Source organism: Serpentinimonas sp. SMBJO2, from assembly GCF_056341105.1.
Genome location: NZ_CP150628.1, coordinates 566,839 through 589,179 on the forward strand (window position 1 = coordinate 566,839; position 22,341 = coordinate 589,179).

The following is a 22,341-nucleotide window of genomic DNA, read 5'->3' on the forward strand; positions in this document are numbered from 1 at the left end:
CTATGCGGCGAATAAGGTGTTTAATCTCCGCATGGATGGCGGAGAAAAACCCTATATCTGGCAGGCCAACGACTGGCCGAAATGGCGCTACGACCTGTCGGCGCTCACTGGGCCGTTGACCGAGGTCAGCCGCGCCCAAGGCGTGTTGCTGGGCCGTCTGGCCGACGTGGGGTTGGCGCTGCGCGATCAGGCTAACCTTGCCGCGCTGACCGAGGACGTGGTCAAGACCAGTGAAATCGAAGGCGAAGTGCTGAACGCGCAATCCGTGCGCTCGTCCATCGCCCGGCGTCTGGGCGTGGACGTTGGCGCGGTCGCGCCGGTGGATCGGCACGTCGAAGGTGTCGTGGAGATGGTGCTCGACGCCACTTCGCGCAGCGCCGAACCACTGACCGTCGAGCGCCTGTTCGGCTGGCACGCGGCCTTGTTCCCGACCGGGTACTCGGGCATGAACAGGCTCGCAGTGGGCCAGTGGCGCGACGATGCCGCTGGGCCGATGCAGGTGGTTTCCGGCCCGGTGGGGCGGCGCAAGGTTCACTTCCAGGCACCGCCGGCCGAGGTGCTGCCCATTGAGATGGCGCGGTTTTTGGCATGGGCCAACGAGGAAACGGGCGCGCCCGCACTCATCAAGGCTGGGCTGGCGCATCTGTGGTTCGTGACGCTGCATCCCTTCGACGATGGCAACGGACGCATCGCCCGCGCCGTGGGCGATCTGTTCCTGGCCCGCGCCGACGGCAGCCCGCAACGCTTCTACAGCCTGTCGGCGCAAATCCAGCGTGAGCGCCGCGACTACTACGACGTGCTGGAACGCACGCAGAAGGGCACGCTCGACGCCACCGGCTGGCTGTCGTGGTTCCTCGGCACACTCGGGCGCGCCGTCACCAGCGCGCAAATCACGCTGGATGCCGTGCTGGTCAAGGCACGCTTCTGGCAACGCTGGGCGGGTCTGTCGTTGAACGAGCGGCAAGTGAAACTGCTCAACCGCCTGCAGGGCGGCTTCGAGGGCAAGTTCAGCACCAGCAAGTGGGCCGCCATCGCCAAGTGTTCGCCCGACACCGCGCTGCGCGACATCACGCAGTTGCTGGACCTGGGCGTGTTGAAGAAAGCGCCCGGTGGCGGACGCAGCACCGGCTACGAACTGGCGGACTGAAGTGCATCGGCGTCTGCGCCCACATTGTTGCGGCATGGAGGCAGGTAGTGTACCTCCCAGTGGCCTGGCTCAGGCTATAGAGGATGCGCTCCAGCGCGAAGCGCACCAGCACCTGATTGAAATCCGCGTCCTGCGCCTTGGCGACGTTGAGCAGGCGGGCGCGCACGGAAGCCGCGATGTCGTTCATTCGGTGGCTTCCAGGTAGGGGCGCATCACGTTGGCCACGCGGCAGATCGTAGCAAAGCGCCACAGGTCGTCCGCCGTGGCCTTGTGCTTGGCGCGCACGTCCTTCAGCGCCTCCAGCGCCACGTCCAGACCGATCTTGTTGCGGTGCTTGAAGCAGTCCACGACCGTCTTGGCCGCGCCGTAGACCCGCAGCTTCACACCGTCGCGCAGGTGCTCCTCGACGCCCGCCGTGTAGACGTCGCCGGTCATCTGAACCATTTTGACAGGCGGATAGTCGATCCGGGGCACGTGGCTGCCGCGCGGCATGGCGATCCAGATCTGGCGCGGCAGCTGCGTGGTCAGCTCATGGAATTGCAACGCGGTCAACAGGCAGAACACGGCCTGAGGTACCTTGGTGGCAACAGCCGCGAGGCCTTCGTCATCCGAGCCTGGATGATGGGGGCAGGCGGTAGAGACCGCGCCCGACCCTGTTCAGCAGGCCCACGGCGGTCAGGCGCGTCAAGACGACCCGGGGTGCAGCGATGGCGTCCAGATCGCTGGCGCGCAGCAGCCCCTTCTGGCTGGCCAGATCGAGGACGCGCTGGGTGTGGGTGTCGGCGAGCATGACGGAAGTATGTTCCGTTTTTTCTTCCAATGCAATATTTTGACGAAAACCCGGAACAAATTCGTGCCGCCATGACCATCACAGACCCCCAAGGCCTGTTCGATGTCCAGCGTTGGCTGGGGTGGTGCATGCTGCGTTTGCAGCAGTACGAGCGCCTGATGAAGACGCTGCCCAGGCGCAGAGTGGAAGAGGGGACGCTGGCTCCGACACCCGGGCTTTACCTTGCCGAAAACCACGAAACCACGTTCCGCGTAAAGTTTCAGCTTGCCTGCGCTGACCAAAAAGACGGGTTGAGCACCTTGGATTTGGCCCTCACCACCGGACTGAGCTACTCAGTCGTGGGGCTACATGGTGCGCTGCAGCGGGTCTTCGATGCCAGCCTCGTGTCAAATTATCAGCTCTTGGCGAGGTCAGAACTCCCCGTCCTTGACGTACGGGTGACTCCATAGGATGGTCTGCAGCAGCACCGACTTGACCCAGGCTGCGTGCATGCGCTCGACATCCTCAGCCGCTGCGCCCTTGCAGGTGAGGAAGGGCTTGAGCGTGGTCGTGATCGGGATGGTCAGCGCCGGCAGGTAGCGCAAGTGGACCAGCGGCGCGCAGTCGACGCCGTCGGTGCGGTTCTTCTTGATGCGGCTGTGGCGCTGGCCGATCTCGTACTGCCAGTCGAGCCATGCCTGGTCGTAGTTCGCGGCGGCGGTGTCGAGGATCCAGAGCGCAAAGCGCTGGCGCACCGCCGCCAGGTACGCGGCGTCGGGCTGGCCGCTGCGGGCATCGCTGAAGTAGACAAGCAGCTCGGGGGTGGCTGCGACGAAGCCGTACCAGAACGTCGAGGATGGCCTCGGTCTGATCGGCCAGGATTGGCTGGCTCTGGCGCAACGCCTGCACGTCGTCGTCGCCGAACAGCAGGGTCTTCTGCAGCGAGGCCAGGTCGGCCAGGGTGTAGGGCGCGCGCGCGAGCTGCGCGCCGCCGTAGGCGTAGCCTGCGACGCTGGCGCGGGCGGTCGTGGCGGAGGGGTTCATGGCGGTCTCCCGGTGAGTGGAACGAGACTGGGCGGGTATGCCCGATGCAATAATAGGTGCGATTTCTGTACAATTGGTCACTAAAAGTCCAAAACACTTAACCCAGAATCCATATTCTGTATGTCGCAGCCGGCCGCGCCGACCCTCGAGCCGATCGACCGCCTGTCGCTGTTGCTGCACCGCTTCCGGCTGCGTGCGCGACTCCTGCACAGCGGCGCGCTGAGCGGGCGCATCGGCCACGACCACGAGGCCGGGCAGGCCTACCTGCATGTGTTGCGGCGCGGCGCGCTGGTCGTCCACCACGACAGGCACGCCGGGGTCGCGCCGGTGCTCACGCTGCGCGAGCCCGCCGTGTTGCTCTATGCGCGGCCGCTGGCCCACGAATTCGTGCTGCCCGGCGGCGACTGGGCGAGCCTGACCTGCGCCGTCCTCGAGTTCGACGGCGCGCCGCACAACCCGATCGTGCAGTCGCTGCCGCCGCTGGTGTGCGTACCGCTGGCGCGCATCGAAGGGTTGCAGCCGGCGCTGGGCCTGCTGTTTGCCGAGACCGACCGCATGCGCTGTGGCTCGGCGGTGCTTGTCGAGCGGCTGTTCGAGGTCGTCGTCATCCAGTTGCTGCGCTGGCTGCTCGACCACCCGGCCGAGGCCGGAATCACCGGCGGCATGCTCGCCGGGCTCGCCGACCCCCGCTTGGCGCGCGCCATCGTCGCGATGCACGGCGAGCCGGCGCGCGACTGGTCGCTCGCAGGGCTGGCGGCATCGGCGGGGATGTCGCGCAGCGCGTTTGCGGCGAACTTCAAGCAAGCCACCGGGGTCACGCCGGCACGCTATCTGGGCGACTGGCGGTTGAGTCTGGCCGCCTCGCTGTTGCGCGAAGGCCGTCCCTTAAAGTGCATCGCCGGCGAGGTTGGTTTTTCCGGGTCGGCGTCGCTGTCGCGGGCGTTCAGGCGGCGCCACGGGGTCGGGCCGCGGCAGTGGGGTGCAGCGGTGGCCGAGGCAGGGTTGTCCCCGCCCTGAGCCCCGGGCTGGTCAACCTGCGCCGGAAAATTCTGGTCGGGGTGAGAGGATTCGAACCTCCGGCCTCTACGTCCCGAACGTAGCGCTCTACCAGGCTAAGCTACACCCCGTGTGTGGACTTTGCACCTTGCAACGCACCCCGTGCCTGGGGGCGGTTTGCGCTAGGAGCGGCGCTCCAGCAGTCCAGCCGCCCATTGTACCAAAGCCTCGCGGCCGGGGCTGGGCGGCAGGGTTTGGGCGGCGGCGATGGCGCGCTGGGCCTGCGCCTGGGCGGCCAGGCGCGCGTCGGCCAGGCCGCCGCTGCGGCGCACGATTTGGATGATCTCGGGCAGTTGGGCGCTGTTGCCCTGCTCGATGGCGGCACGGATGAGGGCCGCTTCGTCCGGGCGGCAGCGCTGCAGGGTGCAGATCAGCGGCAGCGTGACCTTGCCTTCGCGCAGGTCGTCGCCCAGGCTTTTGCCCATTTCATCGACTTCGCCTTCGTAGTCCAGCACGTCATCGATGACCTGGAAGGCGGCGCCGAGCGACTGGCCGTAATCGGCGCAGTGGGCTTCGGTGGCGGCGTCGCTGTGGGACAAGATGGCGGCTAGGCGGGCGCTGGCTTCGAACAGTTTGGCGGTTTTGGCGCGGATCACGCGCAGGTAGGCGGCTTCGTCGAGCGCGGCGTCGTGCATCTGCATCAGTTGCAGCACCTCGCCCTCGGCGATCACGTTGGTGGCGTCGGCGAGCACGTCCATGACGCGCATCAGCCCGGCTTGCACCATCATCTGGAAGGCGCGCGAATACAGAAAGTCGCCCACCAGCACGCTGGCCGCGTTGCCAAAAAGGTGGTTGGCGGTGTCGCGGCCGCGGCGCAGGGCCGACTCATCGACCACGTCGTCGTGCAGCAAGGTGGCGGTGTGGATGAACTCGACCACCGCCGCCAAGCTGTGGCGGCGTGCGTCGGTGCAGCCCAGCGCCTGGCACATGAGCAGCAGCAGCGCCGGGCGCACCCGTTTGCCGCCGGCGCCGATGAGGTATTCGGCCACCTGGCCCACCAGCAGCACTTCGCTGCCCAGCTGCTGGCGGATCACGCCATCGACCACTTGCATGTCGTGCGCGACCAGCGCCAAGGCAGGAGCGGGGGAGGCGGTGGCAAGCGGGGCGGTTGCGGAGAAGGGCGCGGCGCTCAATTGATCGGGTGCTCTGTGCGTAGCGAAAAGTATGTGCCGGCATTATAGGGAAGCGCCTGCGTGCCCCGCCGTCCGGGCCGGCCCCATCTGGGCCTGCCTCATCTGTTTGGCCTATAATCCGCGCGTGTTTCGAGGAGCGTTGCAGCACCGAGCCCCAAGCGGCGGCGGTGTGAGGCTCGAAACCGGCCGCAGCACCCGCTGCTGCTGGCCCACCCGCAACGACGCTCACCCACTCCTCGTGCGGTGAGCGCTGCATGGCAGCCGCGAGCGGTGGTCTGAACCCAACCCTGTTGTGCCGGAGCCTAGCCCATGAATGCTGCCTTGAAATCCCCCCTCCTCGCCGATTGCGTGATCGCCGACATCGGCCTGGCCGAATGGGGGCGCAAAGAAATCCGCATCGCCGAAACCGAAATGCCCGGCCTGATGGCGATCCGCGAAGAATACGCCGCGCGCCAGCCGCTCAAGGGCGCGCGCATCACCGGCAGCCTGCACATGACGATCCAGACCGCCGTGCTGATCGAGACCCTGCAGGCGCTGGGCGCGCAGGTGCGCTGGGCTTCGTGCAACATCTTCAGCACCCAGGACCACGCCGCCGCCGCCATTGCCGCCAGCGGCACGCCAGTGTTTGCCTTCAAGGGCGAGACGCTGGAGCAGTACTGGGACTACACGCACCGCATCTTTGACTTTGGCCCAGCGGGCGCCGAGGGCGAAGGCCCGAACATGATCCTCGACGACGGCGGCGACGCCACGCTGCTCATGCACCTGGGCAAACAGGCCGAGCGCCACCCCGAGGTGCTGGCCAACCCCGGCAGCGACGAGGAGCGCATTCTGTATGCCGCCATCCGTGCCAAGCTGGCCACCGACGCCACCTGGTACAGCCGCAAGGGCGCGCAGATCATCGGCGTGACCGAAGAGACCACCACCGGCGTACACCGCCTGAAAGAAATGTCGGCCAAGGGCACGCTGCTGTTTCGCGCCATCAACGTCAACGACTCGGTCACCAAGAGCAAGTTCGACAACCTGTACGGCTGCCGCGAGTCGCTGGTCGATGGCATCAAGCGCGCCACCGACGTCATGATCGCGGGCAAGGTGGCCGTGGTGGCGGGCTATGGCGACGTCGGCAAGGGCTCGGCGCAGGCGCTGCGCGCGCTCTCGGCCCAGGTGTGGGTGACCGAGATCGACCCCATCAATGCCCTGCAAGCCGCCATGGAAGGCTACCGCGTGGTGACCATGGACTACGCCGCCGAGCACGCCGATATTTTCGTCACCGCCACCGGCAACAAGGGCGTGATCACCTACGAGCACATGGCGCGCATGAAAGACCAGGCGATCGTGTGCAACATCGGCCACTTCGACAACGAGATCGAGGTCACCGAGCTCGAGGCCCGCTGCCAGTGGGAAGAGGTGAAACCGCAGGTCGATCACGTCATCTTCCCCTCGGGGCGGCGCATCATCCTGCTGGCCAAGGGCCGGTTGGTGAACCTGGGCTGCGGCACCGGGCACCCGAGCTTCGTCATGTCCTCGAGCTTTGCCAACCAGACCATCGCCCAGATCGAGCTCTACGGCCACCCCGACGGCTACGACGCCGGCAAGGTCTATGTGCTGCCCAAGCACCTGGACGAAAAAGTGGCGCGCCTGCACCTGAAGAAAGTCGGCGCCATGCTCACCGAGCTGTCGGACGAGCAAGCGGCCTACATCGGCGTGCCCAAGCAAGGCCCGTACAAGCCCGACAGCTACCGCTACTGAGCCCCTCTCAGGCTGGCGCTGCGCCTGGCTGCCCAAACAGGGGGCGGCGCCCGCGCCGGCTTTGCATCGGGCCGCTGCGGCGTGGCGGCCCGGCCCCACGGAGCACGATCATGGCCCAGGCCTTGCCCATCAGTTTTGAATTTTTTCCGCCCAAAACGCCCGAGGGCGCGGTCAAGCTGCGCGCCGTGCGCCAGCAGCTCTACGCCCAGCGGCCCGAGTTTTGCTCGGTCACCTACGGCGCCGGGGGCTCGACCCAAGAGGGCACCTTTGCCACCGTGGCCGAGATTCTGGCCGAGGGCGTGCCGGCGGCGGCCCATTTCTCGTGCATCGGCGCCACCCGCGCCGGGGTGCGCGAGCAGTTGCGCCAGTTGCAGGGCATGGGGGTGCGGCGCTTGGTGGCCTTGCGCGGCGACTTGCCCAGCGGCTACGGCCTGGGGGGCGAGTTCCAGTACGCCAGCGACCTGGTGGCCTTTATCCGGGCCGAGTTTGGCAGCACCTTTCAGATCGAGGTCGCGGCCTACCCCGAGGTGCATCCGCAAGCGCGCTCGCCGCAGGCCGATCTGCAGGCGCTGCTGGCCAAGGTGCGCGCCGGTGCCGACAGCGCCATCACGCAGTATTTTTTCAATACCGACGCCTATTTCCGCTTCGTCGATGAAGCGCACGCGCTGGGCATCGAGATCCCGATCGTGCCCGGCATCATGCCCATCACCAACTCGAGCCAGCTGCTGCGCTTTTCCGACGCCTGCGGAGCCGAGGTGCCGCGCTGGATTCGCTTGCGCCTGCTGGGCTATGGCGACGACGTGGCCAGCATCCAGGCCTTTGGGCGCGAGGTGGTGGGCAACCTGTGCGAGCGGCTGCAGCTGGCCGGGGTGCCGGGGCTGCATTTCTACACCATGAACCAGAGCGCGCCCACGCTGGCGCTGTGCGAGCGGCTGCGGCTCTAGTGCAGTGCAGTGGGGGGCGCAACCTCGGGCGCCCACGCGGCGCTCGCAGCTCAGCGGCCCGTACCGGGCTGCGCAGCGTTGGCGCGTGTGGTTGGCGTCGGGGTCATCAGGCCGATGGGGTGTGCTCGACCTGCCACCGTGCCCCTGGGCCTTCCTCGAGGGCGGTGCTGAGCCACGGCAGCGCCGCGCGCCACTGCTCGGCCAAGGCGTAGGGCGGGTTGATGAGGTGCATGGCGCTGGCGTGCAGGGGCGTGCGCGCCTGGCCACGCGCCACCTCGGCGCTGCGGCCGCTGGTGGGGGCCTGCCCGACATCGAGCAGCGCTTGTGCCCAGGGCCGTTGCACCCGCGTGCTCAACGCCTTGAGCTTGCGCGCCAGCGCGTGCGACTCGGGCCGCGCGATCACCGGGTACCAGACCGCGTAGCAACCGGTGGGGAAGCGCTCGAGCGCGTCTTCGAGGCAGTCGAGCACGGCGGCGTAGTCGGTCTTGAGCTCGTAGCTTGGGTCGATCAGCACCAGCGCGCGCCGCGTGGGCGGTGGCAGCAGCGCGCGCAGGCCGGCAAAGCCGTCGCTGCGGCGCAGCTCGATCTGCTTGCCGCGCCCGAGGTCGGCGACGTGGCGTTCGAGCAGGCGCGCGTCGGTCGGGTGCACCTCGAACAGCTTGAGCTGGTCTTGGGGGCGCAGCAGCGTCTGGCAGATCCAGGGCGAGCCGGGATAGTGGCGCAGGCTGTCGCTGCCCAGGTTGTAGGTCTGCACCAGCTCGAGGTAGGCCTGCACCGCCGCCGGCAGCGGCTGGCCCTGCGCCCGAGCCTGCGCCGCCGCAGCGGCCACGCGCACGATGCCGCGCCCGGATTCGCCCGAGGTGCGCGCCAGCTCCTGGTCGAGCCGGTAAATGCCCGCGCCCGCATGGGTGTCGGCCAGCAGCAGGCCCACGTCTTTTTGGGCCAGGTACTGCAGGCAGGCCACCAGCGTCAGGTGTTTGAGCACATCGGCATGGTTGCCGGCATGAAAGGCGTGGCGATAACTGAACATGGGCGCATGGTAAACCACAGCCATGCGCGCAAACCGCAGCGGCCTTGAATTTTGCTTGCCTGGGTGGTGTGTTTGGCGTTAGAATGGCAGGCTTCGCAGCGCTTTGGGTGTCCGCGGCGAAGGCGTGGCCGAGGCTTTTGCCCTTTTCGGGTGGGGCTGACGCTGCGCAAACCCACCTAAGAGGCGGCCGCCAGAGTCGCACCGACCGTGGAAAAGACGCCTGCCAAACCCGCTTTATTCAGAGCAAACTCATGACCAAAACCTTCAGCGCCAAACCGGCCGAGGTGGTGCACGAGTGGTTTGTGATTGACGCCACCGATAAGGTGCTCGGACGTGTCGCCAGCGAAGTGGCACTCCGGTTGCGCGGCAAACACAAGGCCATTTACACCCCTCACGTGGACACGGGCGATTTCATCGTCGTCGTCAACGCCGCCAAACTCAAAGTCACGGGCAACAAGGCCCAGGACAAGATCTACTACCGCCATTCGGGCTTTCCGGGCGGCATCTACGGCACCAGTTTCCGCGACATGCAGGCCAAGCACCCCGGCCGGGCGCTGGAAAAGGCGGTCAAGGGCATGTTGCCCAAGAGTCCGCTGGGCTATGCCATGATCAAGAAGCTCAAGGTCTATGGCGGTGCCGAGCACCCCCACAGCGCCCAGCAACCCAAAGTCCTGGCCATCCTCGAGGAGCGCACATGATCGGCGAATGGAACAATGGCACCGGCCGGCGCAAATCCAGCGTCGCCCGCGTGTTCCTCAAAAAAGGCACGGGCCAGATCACGGTCAACGGCAAGGACATCGAAAACTTCTTTGGCCGCCAGACCTCGATCATGATCGCCAGGCAGCCGCTGTTGCTCACCGGCCACGAGCAGACCTTCGACATCCAGGTCAACGTGCATGGCGGCGGCGAATCGGGCCAGGCTGGCGCGGTGCGCCACGGCATCACGCGCGCCCTGATCGACTACGACGCCGCCCTCAAGCCCGCCCTGAGCGCGGCCGGCTACGTGACGCGCGACGCGCGCGAAGTGGAGCGCAAAAAGGTCGGTCTGCGTTCGGCACGCCGGCGCAAGCAGTTCTCCAAGCGTTGAACCGCTGCAAGGGCTTTGGGCCTTTGCACCACCGCCCTCTGGTCACGAGCCGCAGGGCGGGTGTCTGCCTGCGGCCGCTGGATGGGGGGCTGTGGGTGGGCGCTGCGAGCTGCGCAAAACCCCAGCCGCAGCGCAGGCAATCGCCAGTCTGGGCCCTATCCTGAGTTTTTTGCTTTAGTATTGCCGCACTGGTTTACTTATCGGAACACCGCACCATGAGCGCAGTCGCAGAACACCCCGCCACCGAAATGCCCGCCCCCTTCGTGTTCACCGACAGCGCGGCGGCCAAGGTGGCCGATCTGATCGCCGAAGAGGGCAACCCCGACCTGAAGCTGCGCGTGTTCGTGCAAGGCGGCGGCTGCTCGGGCTTCCAGTATGGCTTCACGTTTGACGAAGTGGTCAACGAAGACGACACCACCATGAGCAAGAACGGCGTCAGCCTGCTGATCGACGCCATGAGCTACCAGTACCTGGTCGGGGCCGAGATCGACTACAAGGAAGACCTGCAAGGGGCGCAGTTCGTGATCAAGAACCCCAATGCCAGCACCACCTGCGGCTGCGGCTCGAGCTTCAGTACCTGATTGTGGGCGCCCAGGTCTGCCACTCGAGAGGCGGCAGGCTCGCGCGGGCGCGCCCTGCCTTACCCCCTCAGGCTGGGTAAATCGCCCCCAGCACCCGCGCTCCGCGGGCGCCGGTGACGCTGGGCAGGTTGCCGGGTAAGCCTGCCAGGGTTTGCAGCGCCAGCCAGGCAAAGGCCGCAGCCTCGACCCACTGCGCCGGCCAACCGGCTGCGTCGCTGGCCTGCACTTGGGCTGGTGCCAGTTCTGCGGCCAGCAGGCGCATCAACTGCGCGTTGCGGCTGCCGCCGCCACACACCCAGACCTGCTGCGGCCCCGCGCCGCCCCAATCGATGCCTTGCACCGCCAGGGCCACGCTGCGCGCGGTCAGGCGTGCCAGGGTGGCTTGCACGTCGGCTGGGGGCAGCCCGGCAAAGCCGCGCAGGCGCTCGTCCAGCCAGCCGGCATGGAACAGGTCGCGCCCGGTGCTTTTGCAGCCGCGTTGCCGAAAATAGGGCTCGGCCAGCAGGTGCGCCAGCAGCTCGGGTTGCTCGCGGCCGCTGGCAGCCCAGGCGCCATCGCGGTCGAACCAGGCGCCGGTGTGGCGCTGGCACCAGAGGTCGAGCAGCACATTGCCGGGCCCGGTGTCGAGGCCGTACACGGCGCCGCTGGCCGGCAGCGCCGTGATATTGGCCATGCCGCCCAGGTTGAGCACCAGCACCGATTGCCCCGCACGCCCGAACAGGCGCTGATGAAAGGCCGGCACCAAGGGCGCCCCTTGGCCGCCGGCGGCGAGGTCGCGGCTGCGAAAATCGGCCACCACGGCAATGCCGGTGCGTTCGGCCAGCAGCGCGGGCTGGTTGATCTGCAAGGTGTAGGGCCAGGGCTCGCCATCGCTGGGCGGTCGGTGGCGCACCGTTTGCCCATGCGCGCCGATGGCGCGGATCTGCGCCGCGGCCAGGCCGCTGCGCTGGAGCAGCTGCGCCACTACCTCGGCATAGCGCTCGGCCAGCAGGCTGGCGGCCACGGCAGCGCGGTGCAGCTCGTCTGGGCCGCTTTGATTCAGGCTCAACAAGGCTTGGCGCAGCGCATCGGGCAGCGCGGCGCTGGCGGCGGCATGCACCCTGAAAGCGCCGTCGGCAGCGCATTCGAGCAGCACCCCATCGACGCCGTCGAGTGAGGTGCCCGACATCAGGCCGATGGTGTAGGCGGGAGGGCTCAGGGTTATTGGGCGCTGGCTTGCATCAGGGTGGCGGCGGCGGCCAGCTTTTGCTTCATCTGGGCAGCGGCCTGCTCAAACGCCGGGCGCAAGGCGGCGGTGAGCGGTTCGCTGCCGCCGCCTTCGGCCACCAGCAGCATCGGGTCGCGGTGGATGCCGTTCAGGCGGTATTCGAAGTGCACGTGTGGGCCGGTGCAGACCCCCGTGCAACCCACCTGGCCGATGTATTGGCCTTGCGCCACGCTCTGGCCTTGGCGCACGTCGATGCGGTGCAAGTGGGCATAGACGGTGACGATGTGGTTGCGGTGCTGGATGAAGACGACGTTGCCAAAACCGCGCTGGCTGCCGGCAAACTTGACCACGCCATCGCCCACGCTGCGCACCGGGGTGCCGATGGGTGCCGGAAAATCGACCCCCAAATGCGGGCGGCGCAACCCGGTGACGGGGTGAAAGCGCAAGCCAAAGCCGCTGCTGATGCGCGAGAACTCGAGCGGCGAGGCCAGGAAGGCGCGGCGCGTGCTGTCGCCGGCAAAAGTGAAGTAAGCCCCAGGCTGGCCCTCGGCCTCGAACCACAGCACCTGGTGCGCGCGGCCCTTGTTGACGAACTCGGCGCTGAGCAGGCGGCCATAGCGCAGCAGCTCGCCCTCGGACTCGATGGCCTCATAGACCACGCGGAACGAGTCGCCGCGTTGCAGGTCGCGGCGGAAATCGATCTGGCCGGTGAAGATGTCGGCCAGTTGCGAAGCCACCCGGTCGGGCAAGTCGGCCGCTTCGGTGGCGGCAAACAAGGTGCTGCGAATCGTGCCACTGGCCACCCGCACCGAGCGCTGCGCTTCGACTTGATCGAGGCGGGCCACGAAGCCGCTGCCGCTGCGCTCGATCAGCAAGCGCTGGTAACGGTGGGCATCGTTGCTGGGCAACCAGCGCACGCTCAGACGCAGCAGGCGCTGCTCGTCGTCGGTCTCGGCGCGCACCAGCTTGCCCGCCGGGCCGCGCAGGAGCGCGGCCGCATCGGGGTGGCTGCGCACGAACTGGTGGGCGGCGCTGTCGTTGACCCCCAGGCGCTGCAGCAGGCTCTGCACGGTGTCGTCGCGGCGCGTGAAGTCGGTGCGAAACAGCACGAAGGGCACCGGGGCCTGCAGCTCGGCCGGGGCGGCGCTGGCGCCGACGGTTGTGGCTGGGGCAAGGGGCTGCAGCGCTGCGTGCGGCACCGGCTCGACGATTTGCTGCACCGGCAGGTTGGCGATTTCGGCCTCGAGGGGGGCGACGCCAAAGGCGGTGACGCCGGTACCGAGCAAAACAGCCCCCAATCCGGCGATGAAATGCTTGGGGTACTTGACCAATGTGTGCCTGATGTGCTGGGCCAGTTCGTTCATTCAAGGTCAACATCAAGGCCTGCCTGCTGCGCTTTGCGGCGCACGCAGGGCGGCGAGTAAAAGGGGGCAGGGCGCCGAGAGCTGGGCGCAGCTGCAGGGCGGATGATAAGCCACCGCGCACCGCTGAGCTGCCGATAAGCCCGACAGGCGGCGCGCCGACTAAAATCCGGCCACGAATAGACGCCCAGTATAACGCGCCGACCGCGCGCAGCCACCTGTAAAAACCCGAATGAGTCCAAGCACTGCCCAACCCAACGCTGCTGCGCCCCCCACTGCCCCGCTGAACGCCGCCGTGCAACACGCGCTGGCGGTGACGCGGCGCGGCTGCGAGGAGCTCCTCCCCGAGGCCGACTGGGTGCAAAAACTGCAGCGCAGCCAGGCCAGCGGCCAGCCGCTGCGCATCAAGCTCGGGCTGGACCCGACCGCGCCCGACATCCACCTTGGCCACACGGTGGTGCTCAACAAGCTGCGCCAGTTGCAGGACCTGGGGCACACGGTGATTTTTCTGATCGGCGACTTCACCAGCCTGATCGGCGACCCCTCGGGGCGCAACAGCACGCGCCCGCCGCTCACGCCCGAGCAGATACAGGCCAACGCCCAGACCTACTACCAGCAGGCCAGCTTGGTGCTGGACCCGGCGCGCACCGAGGTGCGCTACAACTCCGAGTGGAGCGACGCGCTCGGCGCGCGCGGCCTGATTGGGCTGGCGGCCAAGTACACGGTGGCGCGCATGATGGAGCGCAACGACTTTCACGAACGCTTTCAGGGCGGCAGCCCAATCAGCGTACACGAGTTCCTGTACCCGCTCATGCAAGGCTACGACTCGGTCGCGCTCAAGGCCGACCTGGAGCTCGGCGGCACCGACCAGAAGTTCAACCTGCTCATGGGGCGCCATTTGCAGCAGGAGTATGGGCAGGAGCCGCAGTGCATCCTGACCATGCCGCTGCTCGAAGGCTTGGATGGCGTCGAGAAGATGAGCAAGTCCAAGGGCAACACCATCGGCATCAGCGAAGCGGCCAACACCATGTACGCCAAGGTGATGTCGATCAGCGACACGCTCATGTGGCGCTGGTACACGCTGCTGTCGCTGCGCAGCGAGGCCGAGATCGCGGCCCTGCAGCGCGAAGTGGCCGCAGGCCGCAACCCGAAAGAGGCCAAGGTGCTGCTGGCCACCGAAATCACCACGCGCTTTCACAACGCGGCGGCGGCGCAGGCGGCCGAGCACGACTTCATGCTGCGCGCGCGCGGCGGCGTGCCCGATGCCATGCCCGAACTCGCGCTCAGCGGTGCCCCGCTCGGCGTGGCGGCGCTGCTCAAGGCAGCCGGGCTGGCGCCGTCGAGCAGCGAGGCGAACCGCCTCATCGACGGCGGCGGCGTGCGCATCGACGCCAGCCCGGTGAGCGACAAGGGCCTCAAGCTCGCTGCGGGCACCTACGTGCTGCAAGTGGGCAAGCGCAAGTTTGCGCGCGTGCGCCTCAGCTAGCCCCAGACATGCCGCCTTGGCTGCCAAACTGGCACAGCGCGGCCCACCCATCCGACCTCAAGCTACCCACCCACCACCAGCCGCCCCTTCGTGAACCACCCCACCCTTGCCTCCCCACGCACCGTGGCCAACCTGTCCGGCGCCGCGTCGCCTGAGCGCGCGAGCGCGCCGCCGCCCATGCTGCTCTCGGGCCTGGAGCTGCTGCGCATCGACGCCGACACGCTGTTCGTCAACATCGGCGAGCGCACCAACGTCACCGGCTCCAAGGCCTTTGCGCGCATGATTCTGGAGGGGCGCTTCGAGGACGCGCTCGCGGTGGCGCGCCAGCAGGTGGAAAACGGGGCGCAGATCATCGACGTCAACATGGACGAAGCCATGCTCGACAGCCAGGCGGCGATGGTGCGCTTTCTGAACCTGATGGCGAGCGAGCCCGACATTGCGCGCGTGCCGGTGATGATCGACTCCTCCAAGTGGGAGGTGATCGAGGCCGGGCTCAAGTGCGTGCAGGGCAAGGGGCTGGTGAACTCGATCAGCCTCAAGGAGGGCGAGGCCGAGTTCAAGCGCCAGGCGCGGCTGATCCGGCGCTACGGCGCCGCCACCGTGGTCATGGCCTTCGACGAGCAGGGCCAGGCCGACACCTTTGCGCGCAAGACCGAGATCTGCGCGCGCGCCTACCGCATCCTGGTCGATGAAGTGGGCTTTCCGCCCGAAGACATCGTTTTTGACCCCAACATCTTCGCCATTGCCACCGGCATCGAGGAACACAATAACTACGCCGTCGACTTCATCGAGGCCACGCGCTGGATCAAGCGCAACCTGCCGGGGGCCAAGGTCTCGGGCGGCGTGAGCAACGTGAGCTTCAGCTTTCGTGGCAACGACCCGGTGCGCGAGGCCATCCACACCGTGTTTTTGTACCACGCCATCCAGGCCGGCATGGACATGGGCATCGTCAACGCCGGCATGGTCGGCGTGTACGACGAGCTCGAGCCGTCTTTGCGCGAGCGCGTCGAAGACGTGGTGCTGAACCGCCGCCCCGACGCCACCGAGCGCCTGCTCGAGATTGCCGACAGCGTGCGCGGCGCGGCGCGCGACGACAGCGCCAAAAACGCTTGGCGCGCGCTGCCGCTGCGCGAGCGCCTGACGCACGCGCTGGTGCATGGCAACAACGAGCACATCGAGGCCGACACCGAAGCCCTGTGGCAGCAGATGCGGGCCGAGGGTGCGCGGCCGCTGCACCTGATCGAAGGCCCGCTGATGGACGGCATGAACGTGGTCGGCGACCTGTTCGGCGCCGGCAAGATGTTCCTGCCGCAGGTGGTGAAAAGCGCGCGCGTCATGAAGCAGGCGGTGGCGCACCTGCTGCCCTACATCGAGGAAGAAAAACGCCAGTTCGAGGCCGCCGGCACGGCCACGCGCAGCCAGGGCAAGATCGTCATCGCCACCGTCAAGGGCGACGTGCACGACATCGGCAAGAACATCGTGACCGTGGTGCTGCAGTGCAACAACTTCGAGGTCGTGAACATGGGCGTGATGGTGCCCTGCCACCAGATTCTGGCCAAGGCCAAGGAGGTGGGGGCCGAAATCGTCGGTCTGTCGGGCCTGATCACCCCCAGCCTCGAAGAGATGCAAGTGGTGGCCGCCGAGATGGAAAAGGACGCCTACTTCGGCGCCCACGGCGTGGCGCTGATGATCGGCGGCGCCACCACCAGCCGCGTGCACACGGCGGTGAAGATCGCACCGCATTACCGCGGCCCGGTGGTCTATGTGCCCGACGCCTCGCGCGGCGTGGGCGTGGCGCAAAGCCTGTTGGGGCAGGGGCGCGCCGCCTTCGTGACCGAGCTGCAACAGGACTACGAGCGCGTGCGCCAGCAGCACGCCAACAAAAAGAAAACCCCGCTGGTGTCGCTGGCGCAGGCGCGCGCCAACAAGGCCCGGATCGACTGGGCCGCCTACACCCCGGCGCGGCCCAAGTTCATCGGCCGGCGCGTGTTCAAAAACCTCGATCTGGCCGAGCTGGCGCGCCACATCGACTGGGGCCCCTACTTCCAGACCTGGGACCTGGCCGGCCCCTACCCCGCCATCCTCGACGACGAGCTGGTGGGCGCACAGGCGCGCAAGGTCTATGCCGACGCGCAAGCGATGCTGAAAAAAATCGTCGATGGGCGCTGGCTGGTGGCCCACGCGGTGCTGGGCCTGTACCCGGCGCAGGCGCTGCACGACGACGACATCGCCCTCTACGCCGACGAAGCGCGCCAGAGCCCGGTGCTGGTCTGGCACGGCTTGCGCCAGCAGAGCGAGAAACCGGTGGTCGATGGCGTGCCGCGCCCCAACCGCTGCCTGGCCGACTTCGTGGCGCCGCAGGGCAGCGGCGTGGCCGATTACGTCGGTGCCTTTGCCGTCACGGCGGGCATCGGGGCCGAGGCGCGCGCCGCCGCCTTCGAGGCCGCGCACGACGACTACCAGGCGATCCTGCTCAAGGCGCTGGCCGACCGTTTGGCCGAAGCCGCGGCCGAATACCTGCACTGGCGCGTGCGCACCGAACTGTGGGGCTACGCCGCGCAGGAAAATCTGAGCCCGCAGCAGCTCATCGCCGAGCAGTACCAGGGCATCCGCCCGGCGCCGGGCTACCCGGCCTGCCCCGACCACACCGTCAAGCGCGAGCTGCTGGCGCTGCTGGGCAGCGCCGACATCGGCATGGGGCTGACCGAAAGCCTGGCCATGACGCCCGCCGCCAGCGTCTGCGGTTTTTACCTCGCGCACCCCGAAAGCCGTTACTTCAACGTCGGCCCCATCGGGCGCGACCAACTGGCCGATCAGGCGCGCCGGCGCCACATGAGCGCAGACGAGCTGGCGCGCTGGCTGGCGCCCAATCTGGGCCTGTAAGGCTGCATGCGCCTTAGAGGGCGCAGTGGGCGCGCACCTCGTCGATGCCAGTCAGCCCCTGCAGCACCTTGAGGATGCCGTCCTGGCGCAGGGTGCGCAGCCCGCCACCGATCTGGGCCGCCTCCAGCAGCGCCTCGGAGGGGGCCTTGTGCTGGATCAGGCGGCGCAAGGGGCCATCGATGAGCAGCAGCTCGTGTACCCCCAGGCGGCCCTTGTAGCCGGTCTGGTCGCAGGCCGGGCAGCCGGGGGCGTGGTGCTGGAGCAAGCGGCCGTCGACGCCGTAATCGCGCAGCCACTGCGCACGCAGCTCGGCCTTGTCGGGGCGCAGGTTCTCGGGCAGCACGTGCAGGTAGTCGTCCAGCAGCTCGTTGACCCAGGCTTCATCGGCCGCAGCGCTGCGCACGCAGCCCTTGCACCAGCGCCGCACCAGGCGCTGCGCCAGCACGGCAGCGAGCGAATCGGCGAAGTTGAACGGGTCCATTCCCATGTCGAGCAGCCGCACCACGGTTTCGGGCGCGCTGTTGGTGTGCAGCGTCGAGAGCACCAGGTGGCCGGTGAGCGAGGCCTCGATCGCCATCTGGGCGGTTTCGTGGTCGCGAATCTCGCCCACCATGATGATGTCGGGGTCGGCGCGCAAAAAGGCCCGCAGCGCCTTGGCAAAAGTCCAGTCGATCTTGGGGTTGACCTGCACCTGGCGCAGCTCGGGGTTGCTGATCTCGATCGGGTCTTCGGCGGTCCAGATCTTGCGGTCGGGCGTGTTGATGTGCTGCAGCACCGAGTGCAGCGTGGTGGTCTTGCCCGAGCCCGTGGGGCCCACGCACAGCAACATGCCGTGCGGGCGCGCCACCGCGGTTTGCAGTTGGTGCAGGTTGGCGGGGCTCAGGCCGAGCTGATCCAGCGGCAGCGGCTTGGCCGATGAGAGCAGGCGCAGCACCACGTCTTCGGCGCCGTTGCTGGTGGGGATGGTGGCCACGCGCAGCTCGAGCTTGTGCGCGGGCGAGAACTTGGCAAAGTCGATCTTGCCGTCCTGCGGTTTGCGGCGTTCGGAAATGTCGAGGTCGCACATCACCTTGATGCGGCCGACGATGGCGTTGCGGTAGCCCGGTGGCAGCTCCATGAAGGGGGTCAGGCGGCCGTCCTTGCGCAGCCGGATGCGCACCTTGCGCTTGCTGGCAAAGGTCTCGATGTGGATGTCGGAGGCCCCTTGGCCATGGGCCTCGATGATCAGGCTGTTGATGAGCTTGACGAGCGAGTTGTCGGACTGCTCGATGGCGCCGACCCTGGGGTCGTCGTCGCTGGCTTCCTGCTCGAGCGATTCGAGCAGCTTGTCGGAGCTGGTGGCGGTCATATCGCCACCGGCAGCCAGCGCCGCCTGGGCGTCGTCGAGGCCGAAGCGGGCATAGGCCTCGTTGACGCTCTGCGCCCCGAGCGCGGCGCTGGTGAGCGTGGCCACCACCTTGGCCTGCAGCACGAAATCCAGCTCTTCGAGCATGCCGCGCCGCGACGGGTCTTCGGCGGCCACCACCACGGTGCCGTTGCGCCACAGCAGCGGCACGATGCGGTGCTTGCGCGCCAGCGCGATCGGCACCCGGCGCAAGGCCTCGGGATCGATCGGAAACTGGGCCAGATCGACCACCGGGTAACCCATCTTGCGCGCCAGCGCGATGCGCAGGTCGTCGCGCGTCAGCTGACCGCTTTGCACCAGCAGTTCGCCCAGCGGCACGCTGCGTTCGGATTTCTGGCGCTCCAGCGCCTCATGCAGCTGCTCTGGGGTGATGAGCCCGAGCGCGGTCAGGGCCTCGCCGATGCGCACCATGGGCATGCGCGACTGCTCTTCGAGTGCCTGCAGCAACTGCTCGGGCTTGACCACCTCCTTGAGCACCAGGTAGTCGCCCAGTTTGCGCTGGCGCAGCTGCTCCTGGGTGCGCGCCGCCTGCTCCACTTGCTCGGTGGTGACGGCGTGTTGCTCGACCAACACCTGGCCGATGCTCTCCCCAACCTGCACGCGGCGCAGCACGTGGGCCGGCAAGAAAACCCGTTGCACCCGGTCGTGTTCGTCCAGCGGCACGAACAGAAACACCCCCACGGCGGACTCGAGGTGTCCAATCGTCAGCCCCGTCTGCACCGAGCCGTCGCTGAACTCGAGGCGGTAGGGCAAGCGCGGGCGGTGGCGCAGCAGCTCGTCGGCGCTGCTGGCGTGGCGGCCGGCCTCGGGGCTGGCACGGTCTGGGCTGGGCGCCAGCGGCGCCAGCGGCTGCGTCAGGCTGATGCGCCTGAACATATCGAAGCGCAATGGCATGACGGCGCGCGAGGGGGGCACCTGGATATGGGCCAAACCGGCCGGCAGATCCAGCCCCAGCAGCCGGCAAGGACGCACTTGGCCGTTGCTGCCCTCGACCAGGCAGTCCAGGCCGGCAGCAGCCGGGCCGTCGGCGCCGCTTTCGGGTGTGCCGTAGCTGGCGTAGGGCGGGGTGGGCCAGTGCAACGACATGGAGCCTGGCCGCGTCACCGCCAGGGGCTCGGGTAGGGCGGTGGCGGCAAAGTTCATGGTCTGGAGTGGGGGTTTGATCTCGCGACTGGCATCATTTGTGCGAGATTATGCGGCAACTTCACAGCGCTACGGGCTGCCGGTACTGCATTGCTTCGGCCAGATGCGCGCTTTGGATGCGCTCGCTGGCGGCCAGGTCGGCGATGGTGCGTGCCACGCGCACCGCGCGGTGGGTGGCGCGCCCCGACCAACCGAGCCGGGTGGCCGCTTGCTGCAGCAGCTGTGCGGCCGCGGGTTCGAGCGCCGCATGGCGTTGCAGCGCTGGGCCGTGCAGGGTGTGGTTGGCGTGGCCCTGGCGCTGCAGCGCCCGCTGGCGCGCCTGGGCCACGCGCGCGCGCACCGCTGCGCTGCTCTCCGCCGCTGCGCCGTCGAGCAACTGCCCGGGTGGCAGCAGCGGCACTTCGACGTGCAGGTCGATGCGGTCCAGCAACGGGCCGCTGAGCTTGCCTTGGTAGCGCTGCACCTGCTCTGGCGTGCAGCGGCAGGCCCTGTGGCTGGCGCCCAGATAGCCGCAGGGGCAGGGGTTCATGGCGGCCACGAGCTGGAAGCGGGCTGGAAAATCGGTCTGGCGCGCCGCGCGCGAGATGCGGATCTGCCCGCTCTCGAGCGGCTCGCGCAGGGCCTCGAGGGCGGCGCGGGGGAATTCGGGCAGCTCATCGAGGAACAGCACGCCATGGTGCGCCAGCGAAATCTCGCCCGGCCGGGGCGGGTTGCCGCCGCCCACCAGCGCGGTCGCACTGGCGCTGTGGTGCGGCGCGCTGAAAGGCCGCTGGCCCCAGTGCTCGGGCCGGAAGCGCCCCGCCAGCGACGCCACCGCCGCCGCCTCCAGCGCCTGCTGGTCGTCCAGCGCGGGCAAGATGCCGGGCAGGCGCTGCGCCAGCATCGACTTGCCCGAGCCCGGCGGGCCGCTCATCAGCAGGCTGTGCGCGCCCGCGGCAGCGATTTCCAGTGCCCGCCGCGCGCCGGCTTGGCCCTTGACATCGGCCAGATCGGGCAAATCCTGCCCCTGCACCGCAGCCTGGCCCTGCAACTGCACCCAGCCGTCGGGGTGCGCCGGTTCGGGCAGCGCCATGCCGGACGGCGCAAAGCGCTGCACCACATCGAGCAGGTGGCGCGCCCGGTACACGCGCGCCTGGCGCACCAAGGCCGCTTCTTCGGCGCTGACCGGCGGCAGCACCAAAGCGGTGCATGCGCTTTGGCCGGCACCGCTTGCGCGCAAGCATGACAGCCCCATGCACAGGGCGCCCCGGATCGGGCGCAAGGCGCCGCTGAGCGAGAGCTCGCCAGCAAATTCGTGCCCGGCCAGCGCCGCGCCGTCGATCTGGCCGCTGGCGGCCAAAATGCCCAACGCGATCGGCAAGTCAAAGCGCCCCGACTCCTTGGGCAGGTCGGCCGGGGCCAAGTTGACCGTGATGCGCTTGTTGTGCGGCCACTCCAGCCCAGCGTTCAAGATGGCCGAGCGCACCCGCTCGCGCGCCTCTTTGACCTCGGTGTCGGCCAGGCCGACCAGCGTCAGGCTGGGCAGGCCGTTGGCCAGATGCACCTCCACGCTCACCGGCAAGGCCTCGAGCCCGACCAGCGTGCGACTTTGAACCACGCACAAACCCACGTTCGACTCCCCTGTTGCTGTATGGCCCGGACCCGGACAAGTGCCCGTAGGCTGCGGCTTGCGCCGCCAGATGGCACCAGATTGGTGCATCGGGAAGCGGCTGATCTGGTCGCAGTGTAGCGGTTGCCGCTGCGGCCCCGGGTGCAGGCCGCGCTCACCTCGGTCAGACCCCCTTTGCTGGCGCGCCCGCGCTGGGTGATGGCGCCGGCTGGGGCCGGGAGCGAGCAGGTTGGCACGCTATGTGCTAGATGCTGGGCGTGTCAATGGCCCAGGCGTTCAGGTTGGGCACCCACACCCGCCGCTGGTCGGGCCATAGGCCGGATCGGCCCCCTATCGACAGATACAGAAAGGTTGAACATGAAGCTGGTCACCGCGATCATCAAGCCCTTCAAGCTCGACGAGGTGCGCGAAGCGCTCTCGAGTCTGGGTGTACAGGGCATCACCGTCACCGAAGTCAAGGGCTTCGGGCGCCAGAAAGGGCACACCGAGCTCTACCGTGGCGCCGAATATGTGGTCGATTTTTTGCCCAAGGTCAAGGTCGAGGCCGCCGTGGGCGAGGAACTGGTCGAGCGCGTGATCGAGGTCATCGAGGGCGCGGCGCGCACCGGCAAGATCGGCGACGGCAAGATTTTCGTTTTCCCGCTGGAGCAGGTGGTGCGCATCCGCACCGGCGAGACCGGCACGCAAGCCCTCTGACCCATCAACCCTTT

18 protein-coding genes, 1 tRNA gene, 1 pseudogene and 1 riboswitch are annotated in these 22,341 nt (G+C 68.0%); of the genes and pseudogenes, 11 read left to right on the plus strand and 9 right to left on the minus strand.

Features of this window, described 5'->3' with window-relative positions; all coding sequences use genetic code 11:
- Positions 1-31: 31 nt before the first annotated feature.
- Positions 32-1,147, plus strand: coding sequence for a Fic family protein (locus AAAZ40_RS02590; RefSeq protein ID WP_476661029.1), 1,116 nt, complete (start codon positions 32-34; stop codon positions 1,145-1,147).
- Positions 1,148-1,330: 183 nt separating this feature from the next.
- Here the strand turns inward: AAAZ40_RS02590 and AAAZ40_RS02595 are convergent.
- Positions 1,331-1,937 (minus strand): annotated as a pseudogene (locus tag AAAZ40_RS02595) (type IV toxin-antitoxin system AbiEi family antitoxin domain-containing protein).
- A gap of 29 nt (positions 1,938-1,966) precedes the next feature.
- Here AAAZ40_RS02595 and AAAZ40_RS02600 point away from each other — a divergent pair.
- Positions 1,967-2,386 (plus strand): hypothetical protein, encoded by a 420-nt coding sequence (locus tag AAAZ40_RS02600; protein WP_476661030.1) that lies wholly within the window; start codon positions 1,967-1,969, stop codon positions 2,384-2,386.
- Here the strand turns inward: AAAZ40_RS02600 and AAAZ40_RS02605 are convergent.
- Complete coding sequence (locus tag AAAZ40_RS02605; protein ID WP_476661667.1) at positions 2,348-2,788, minus strand: protoglobin domain-containing protein; 441 nt, start codon at positions 2,786-2,788, stop codon at positions 2,348-2,350. The two genes, AAAZ40_RS02600 and AAAZ40_RS02605, sit on opposite strands and share 39 nt — an antisense overlap.
- Positions 2,789-3,080: 292 nt before the next feature.
- On the opposite strand from AAAZ40_RS02605, the gene AAAZ40_RS02610 reads away from it, so the two are divergent.
- Positions 3,081-3,977 carry an AraC family transcriptional regulator gene (locus AAAZ40_RS02610; RefSeq protein ID WP_476661031.1) on the plus strand — a complete coding sequence of 299 codons (897 nt, stop codon included), beginning with the start codon at positions 3,081-3,083 and terminating at the stop codon, positions 3,975-3,977.
- 33 nt (positions 3,978-4,010) lie between these two features.
- Here AAAZ40_RS02610 and AAAZ40_RS02615 read toward each other — a convergent pair.
- Both AAAZ40_RS02615 and AAAZ40_RS02620 read right to left on the minus strand, forming a co-directional pair.
- A tRNA-Pro gene (locus tag AAAZ40_RS02615) sits at positions 4,011-4,087 on the minus strand.
- A gap of 51 nt (positions 4,088-4,138) precedes the next feature.
- The gene (locus tag AAAZ40_RS02620; protein ID WP_476661668.1) at positions 4,139-5,068 is read right to left on the minus strand and encodes a polyprenyl synthetase family protein; all 930 of its coding nucleotides are present in this window, start codon (positions 5,066-5,068) and stop codon (positions 4,139-4,141) included.
- Positions 5,069-5,274: 206 nt separating this feature from the next.
- Positions 5,275-5,383, plus strand: a riboswitch (S-adenosyl-L-homocysteine riboswitch).
- A 75-nt stretch (positions 5,384-5,458) separates the two neighbouring features.
- On the opposite strand from AAAZ40_RS02620, the gene ahcY reads away from it, so the two are divergent.
- A complete protein-coding gene (ahcY, locus tag AAAZ40_RS02625) occupies positions 5,459-6,895 on the plus strand; it encodes an adenosylhomocysteinase (protein ID WP_476661032.1) in 1,437 nt (478 codons plus the stop codon).
- Positions 6,896-7,005: 110 nt separating this feature from the next.
- Entirely contained in the window at positions 7,006-7,839 is an 834-nt protein-coding gene (gene metF / locus AAAZ40_RS02630) for a methylenetetrahydrofolate reductase [NAD(P)H] (protein ID WP_476661033.1), read from the plus strand.
- 106 nt (positions 7,840-7,945) lie between these two features.
- Here the strand turns inward: metF and AAAZ40_RS02635 are convergent, their stop codons facing one another.
- Positions 7,946-8,869 carry a 23S rRNA (adenine(2030)-N(6))-methyltransferase RlmJ gene (locus AAAZ40_RS02635; protein WP_476661034.1) on the minus strand — a complete coding sequence of 308 codons (924 nt, stop codon included), beginning with the start codon at positions 8,867-8,869 and terminating at the stop codon, positions 7,946-7,948.
- 251 nt (positions 8,870-9,120) lie between these two features.
- On the opposite strand from AAAZ40_RS02635, the gene rplM reads away from it, so the two are divergent.
- The 3 genes from rplM (at position 9,121) to erpA (ending at position 10,537) form a co-directional block, all read left to right on the plus strand.
- A complete protein-coding gene (gene rplM / locus AAAZ40_RS02640) occupies positions 9,121-9,567 on the plus strand; it encodes a 50S ribosomal protein L13 (RefSeq protein ID WP_476661035.1) in 447 nt (148 codons plus the stop codon).
- The gene (gene rpsI / locus AAAZ40_RS02645) at positions 9,564-9,956 is read left to right on the plus strand and encodes a 30S ribosomal protein S9 (RefSeq protein WP_476661036.1); all 393 of its coding nucleotides are present in this window, start codon (positions 9,564-9,566) and stop codon (positions 9,954-9,956) included. Before rplM ends, rpsI begins: the two co-directional genes overlap by 4 nt.
- A 215-nt stretch (positions 9,957-10,171) precedes the next feature.
- Entirely contained in the window at positions 10,172-10,537 is a 366-nt protein-coding gene (erpA, locus tag AAAZ40_RS02650; RefSeq protein ID WP_476661037.1) for an iron-sulfur cluster insertion protein ErpA, read from the plus strand.
- A 67-nt stretch (positions 10,538-10,604) separates the two neighbouring features.
- On the opposite strand, the gene AAAZ40_RS02655 is transcribed toward erpA, so the two are convergent.
- Both AAAZ40_RS02655 and AAAZ40_RS02660 read right to left on the minus strand, forming a co-directional pair.
- The gene (locus tag AAAZ40_RS02655) at positions 10,605-11,735 is read right to left on the minus strand and encodes an anhydro-N-acetylmuramic acid kinase (RefSeq protein WP_476661669.1); all 1,131 of its coding nucleotides are present in this window, start codon (positions 11,733-11,735) and stop codon (positions 10,605-10,607) included.
- Positions 11,736-11,737: 2 nt separating this feature from the next.
- Positions 11,738-13,108: a peptidoglycan DD-metalloendopeptidase family protein gene (locus AAAZ40_RS02660; protein ID WP_476661038.1), complete on the minus strand. Its 1,371-nt coding sequence runs from the start codon at positions 13,106-13,108 to the stop codon at positions 11,738-11,740.
- A 229-nt stretch (positions 13,109-13,337) separates the two neighbouring features.
- On the opposite strand from AAAZ40_RS02660, the gene tyrS reads away from it, so the two are divergent.
- A complete protein-coding gene (gene tyrS, locus AAAZ40_RS02665; protein WP_476661039.1) occupies positions 13,338-14,591 on the plus strand; it encodes a tyrosine--tRNA ligase in 1,254 nt (417 codons plus the stop codon).
- Positions 14,592-14,714: 123 nt separating this feature from the next.
- The gene (metH, locus tag AAAZ40_RS02670; RefSeq protein ID WP_476661670.1) at positions 14,715-17,474 is read left to right on the plus strand and encodes a methionine synthase; all 2,760 of its coding nucleotides are present in this window, start codon (positions 14,715-14,717) and stop codon (positions 17,472-17,474) included.
- 13 nt (positions 17,475-17,487) lie between these two features.
- On the opposite strand, the gene AAAZ40_RS02675 is transcribed toward metH, so the two are convergent.
- Both AAAZ40_RS02675 and AAAZ40_RS02680 read right to left on the minus strand, forming a co-directional pair.
- Positions 17,488-20,022, minus strand: a complete 2,535-nt coding sequence (locus tag AAAZ40_RS02675; RefSeq protein ID WP_476661040.1) for a GspE/PulE family protein — start codon at positions 20,020-20,022, stop codon at positions 17,488-17,490.
- Positions 20,023-20,083: 61 nt separating this feature from the next.
- A complete protein-coding gene (locus AAAZ40_RS02680; RefSeq protein WP_476661041.1) occupies positions 20,084-21,631 on the minus strand; it encodes a YifB family Mg chelatase-like AAA ATPase in 1,548 nt (515 codons plus the stop codon).
- A gap of 357 nt (positions 21,632-21,988) precedes the next feature.
- Here AAAZ40_RS02680 and glnK point away from each other — a divergent pair, with 357 nt between their 5' ends.
- Positions 21,989-22,327: a P-II family nitrogen regulator gene (gene glnK, locus AAAZ40_RS02685; RefSeq protein ID WP_476661042.1), complete on the plus strand. Its 339-nt coding sequence runs from the start codon at positions 21,989-21,991 to the stop codon at positions 22,325-22,327.
- Positions 22,328-22,341 lie beyond the last annotated feature (14 nt).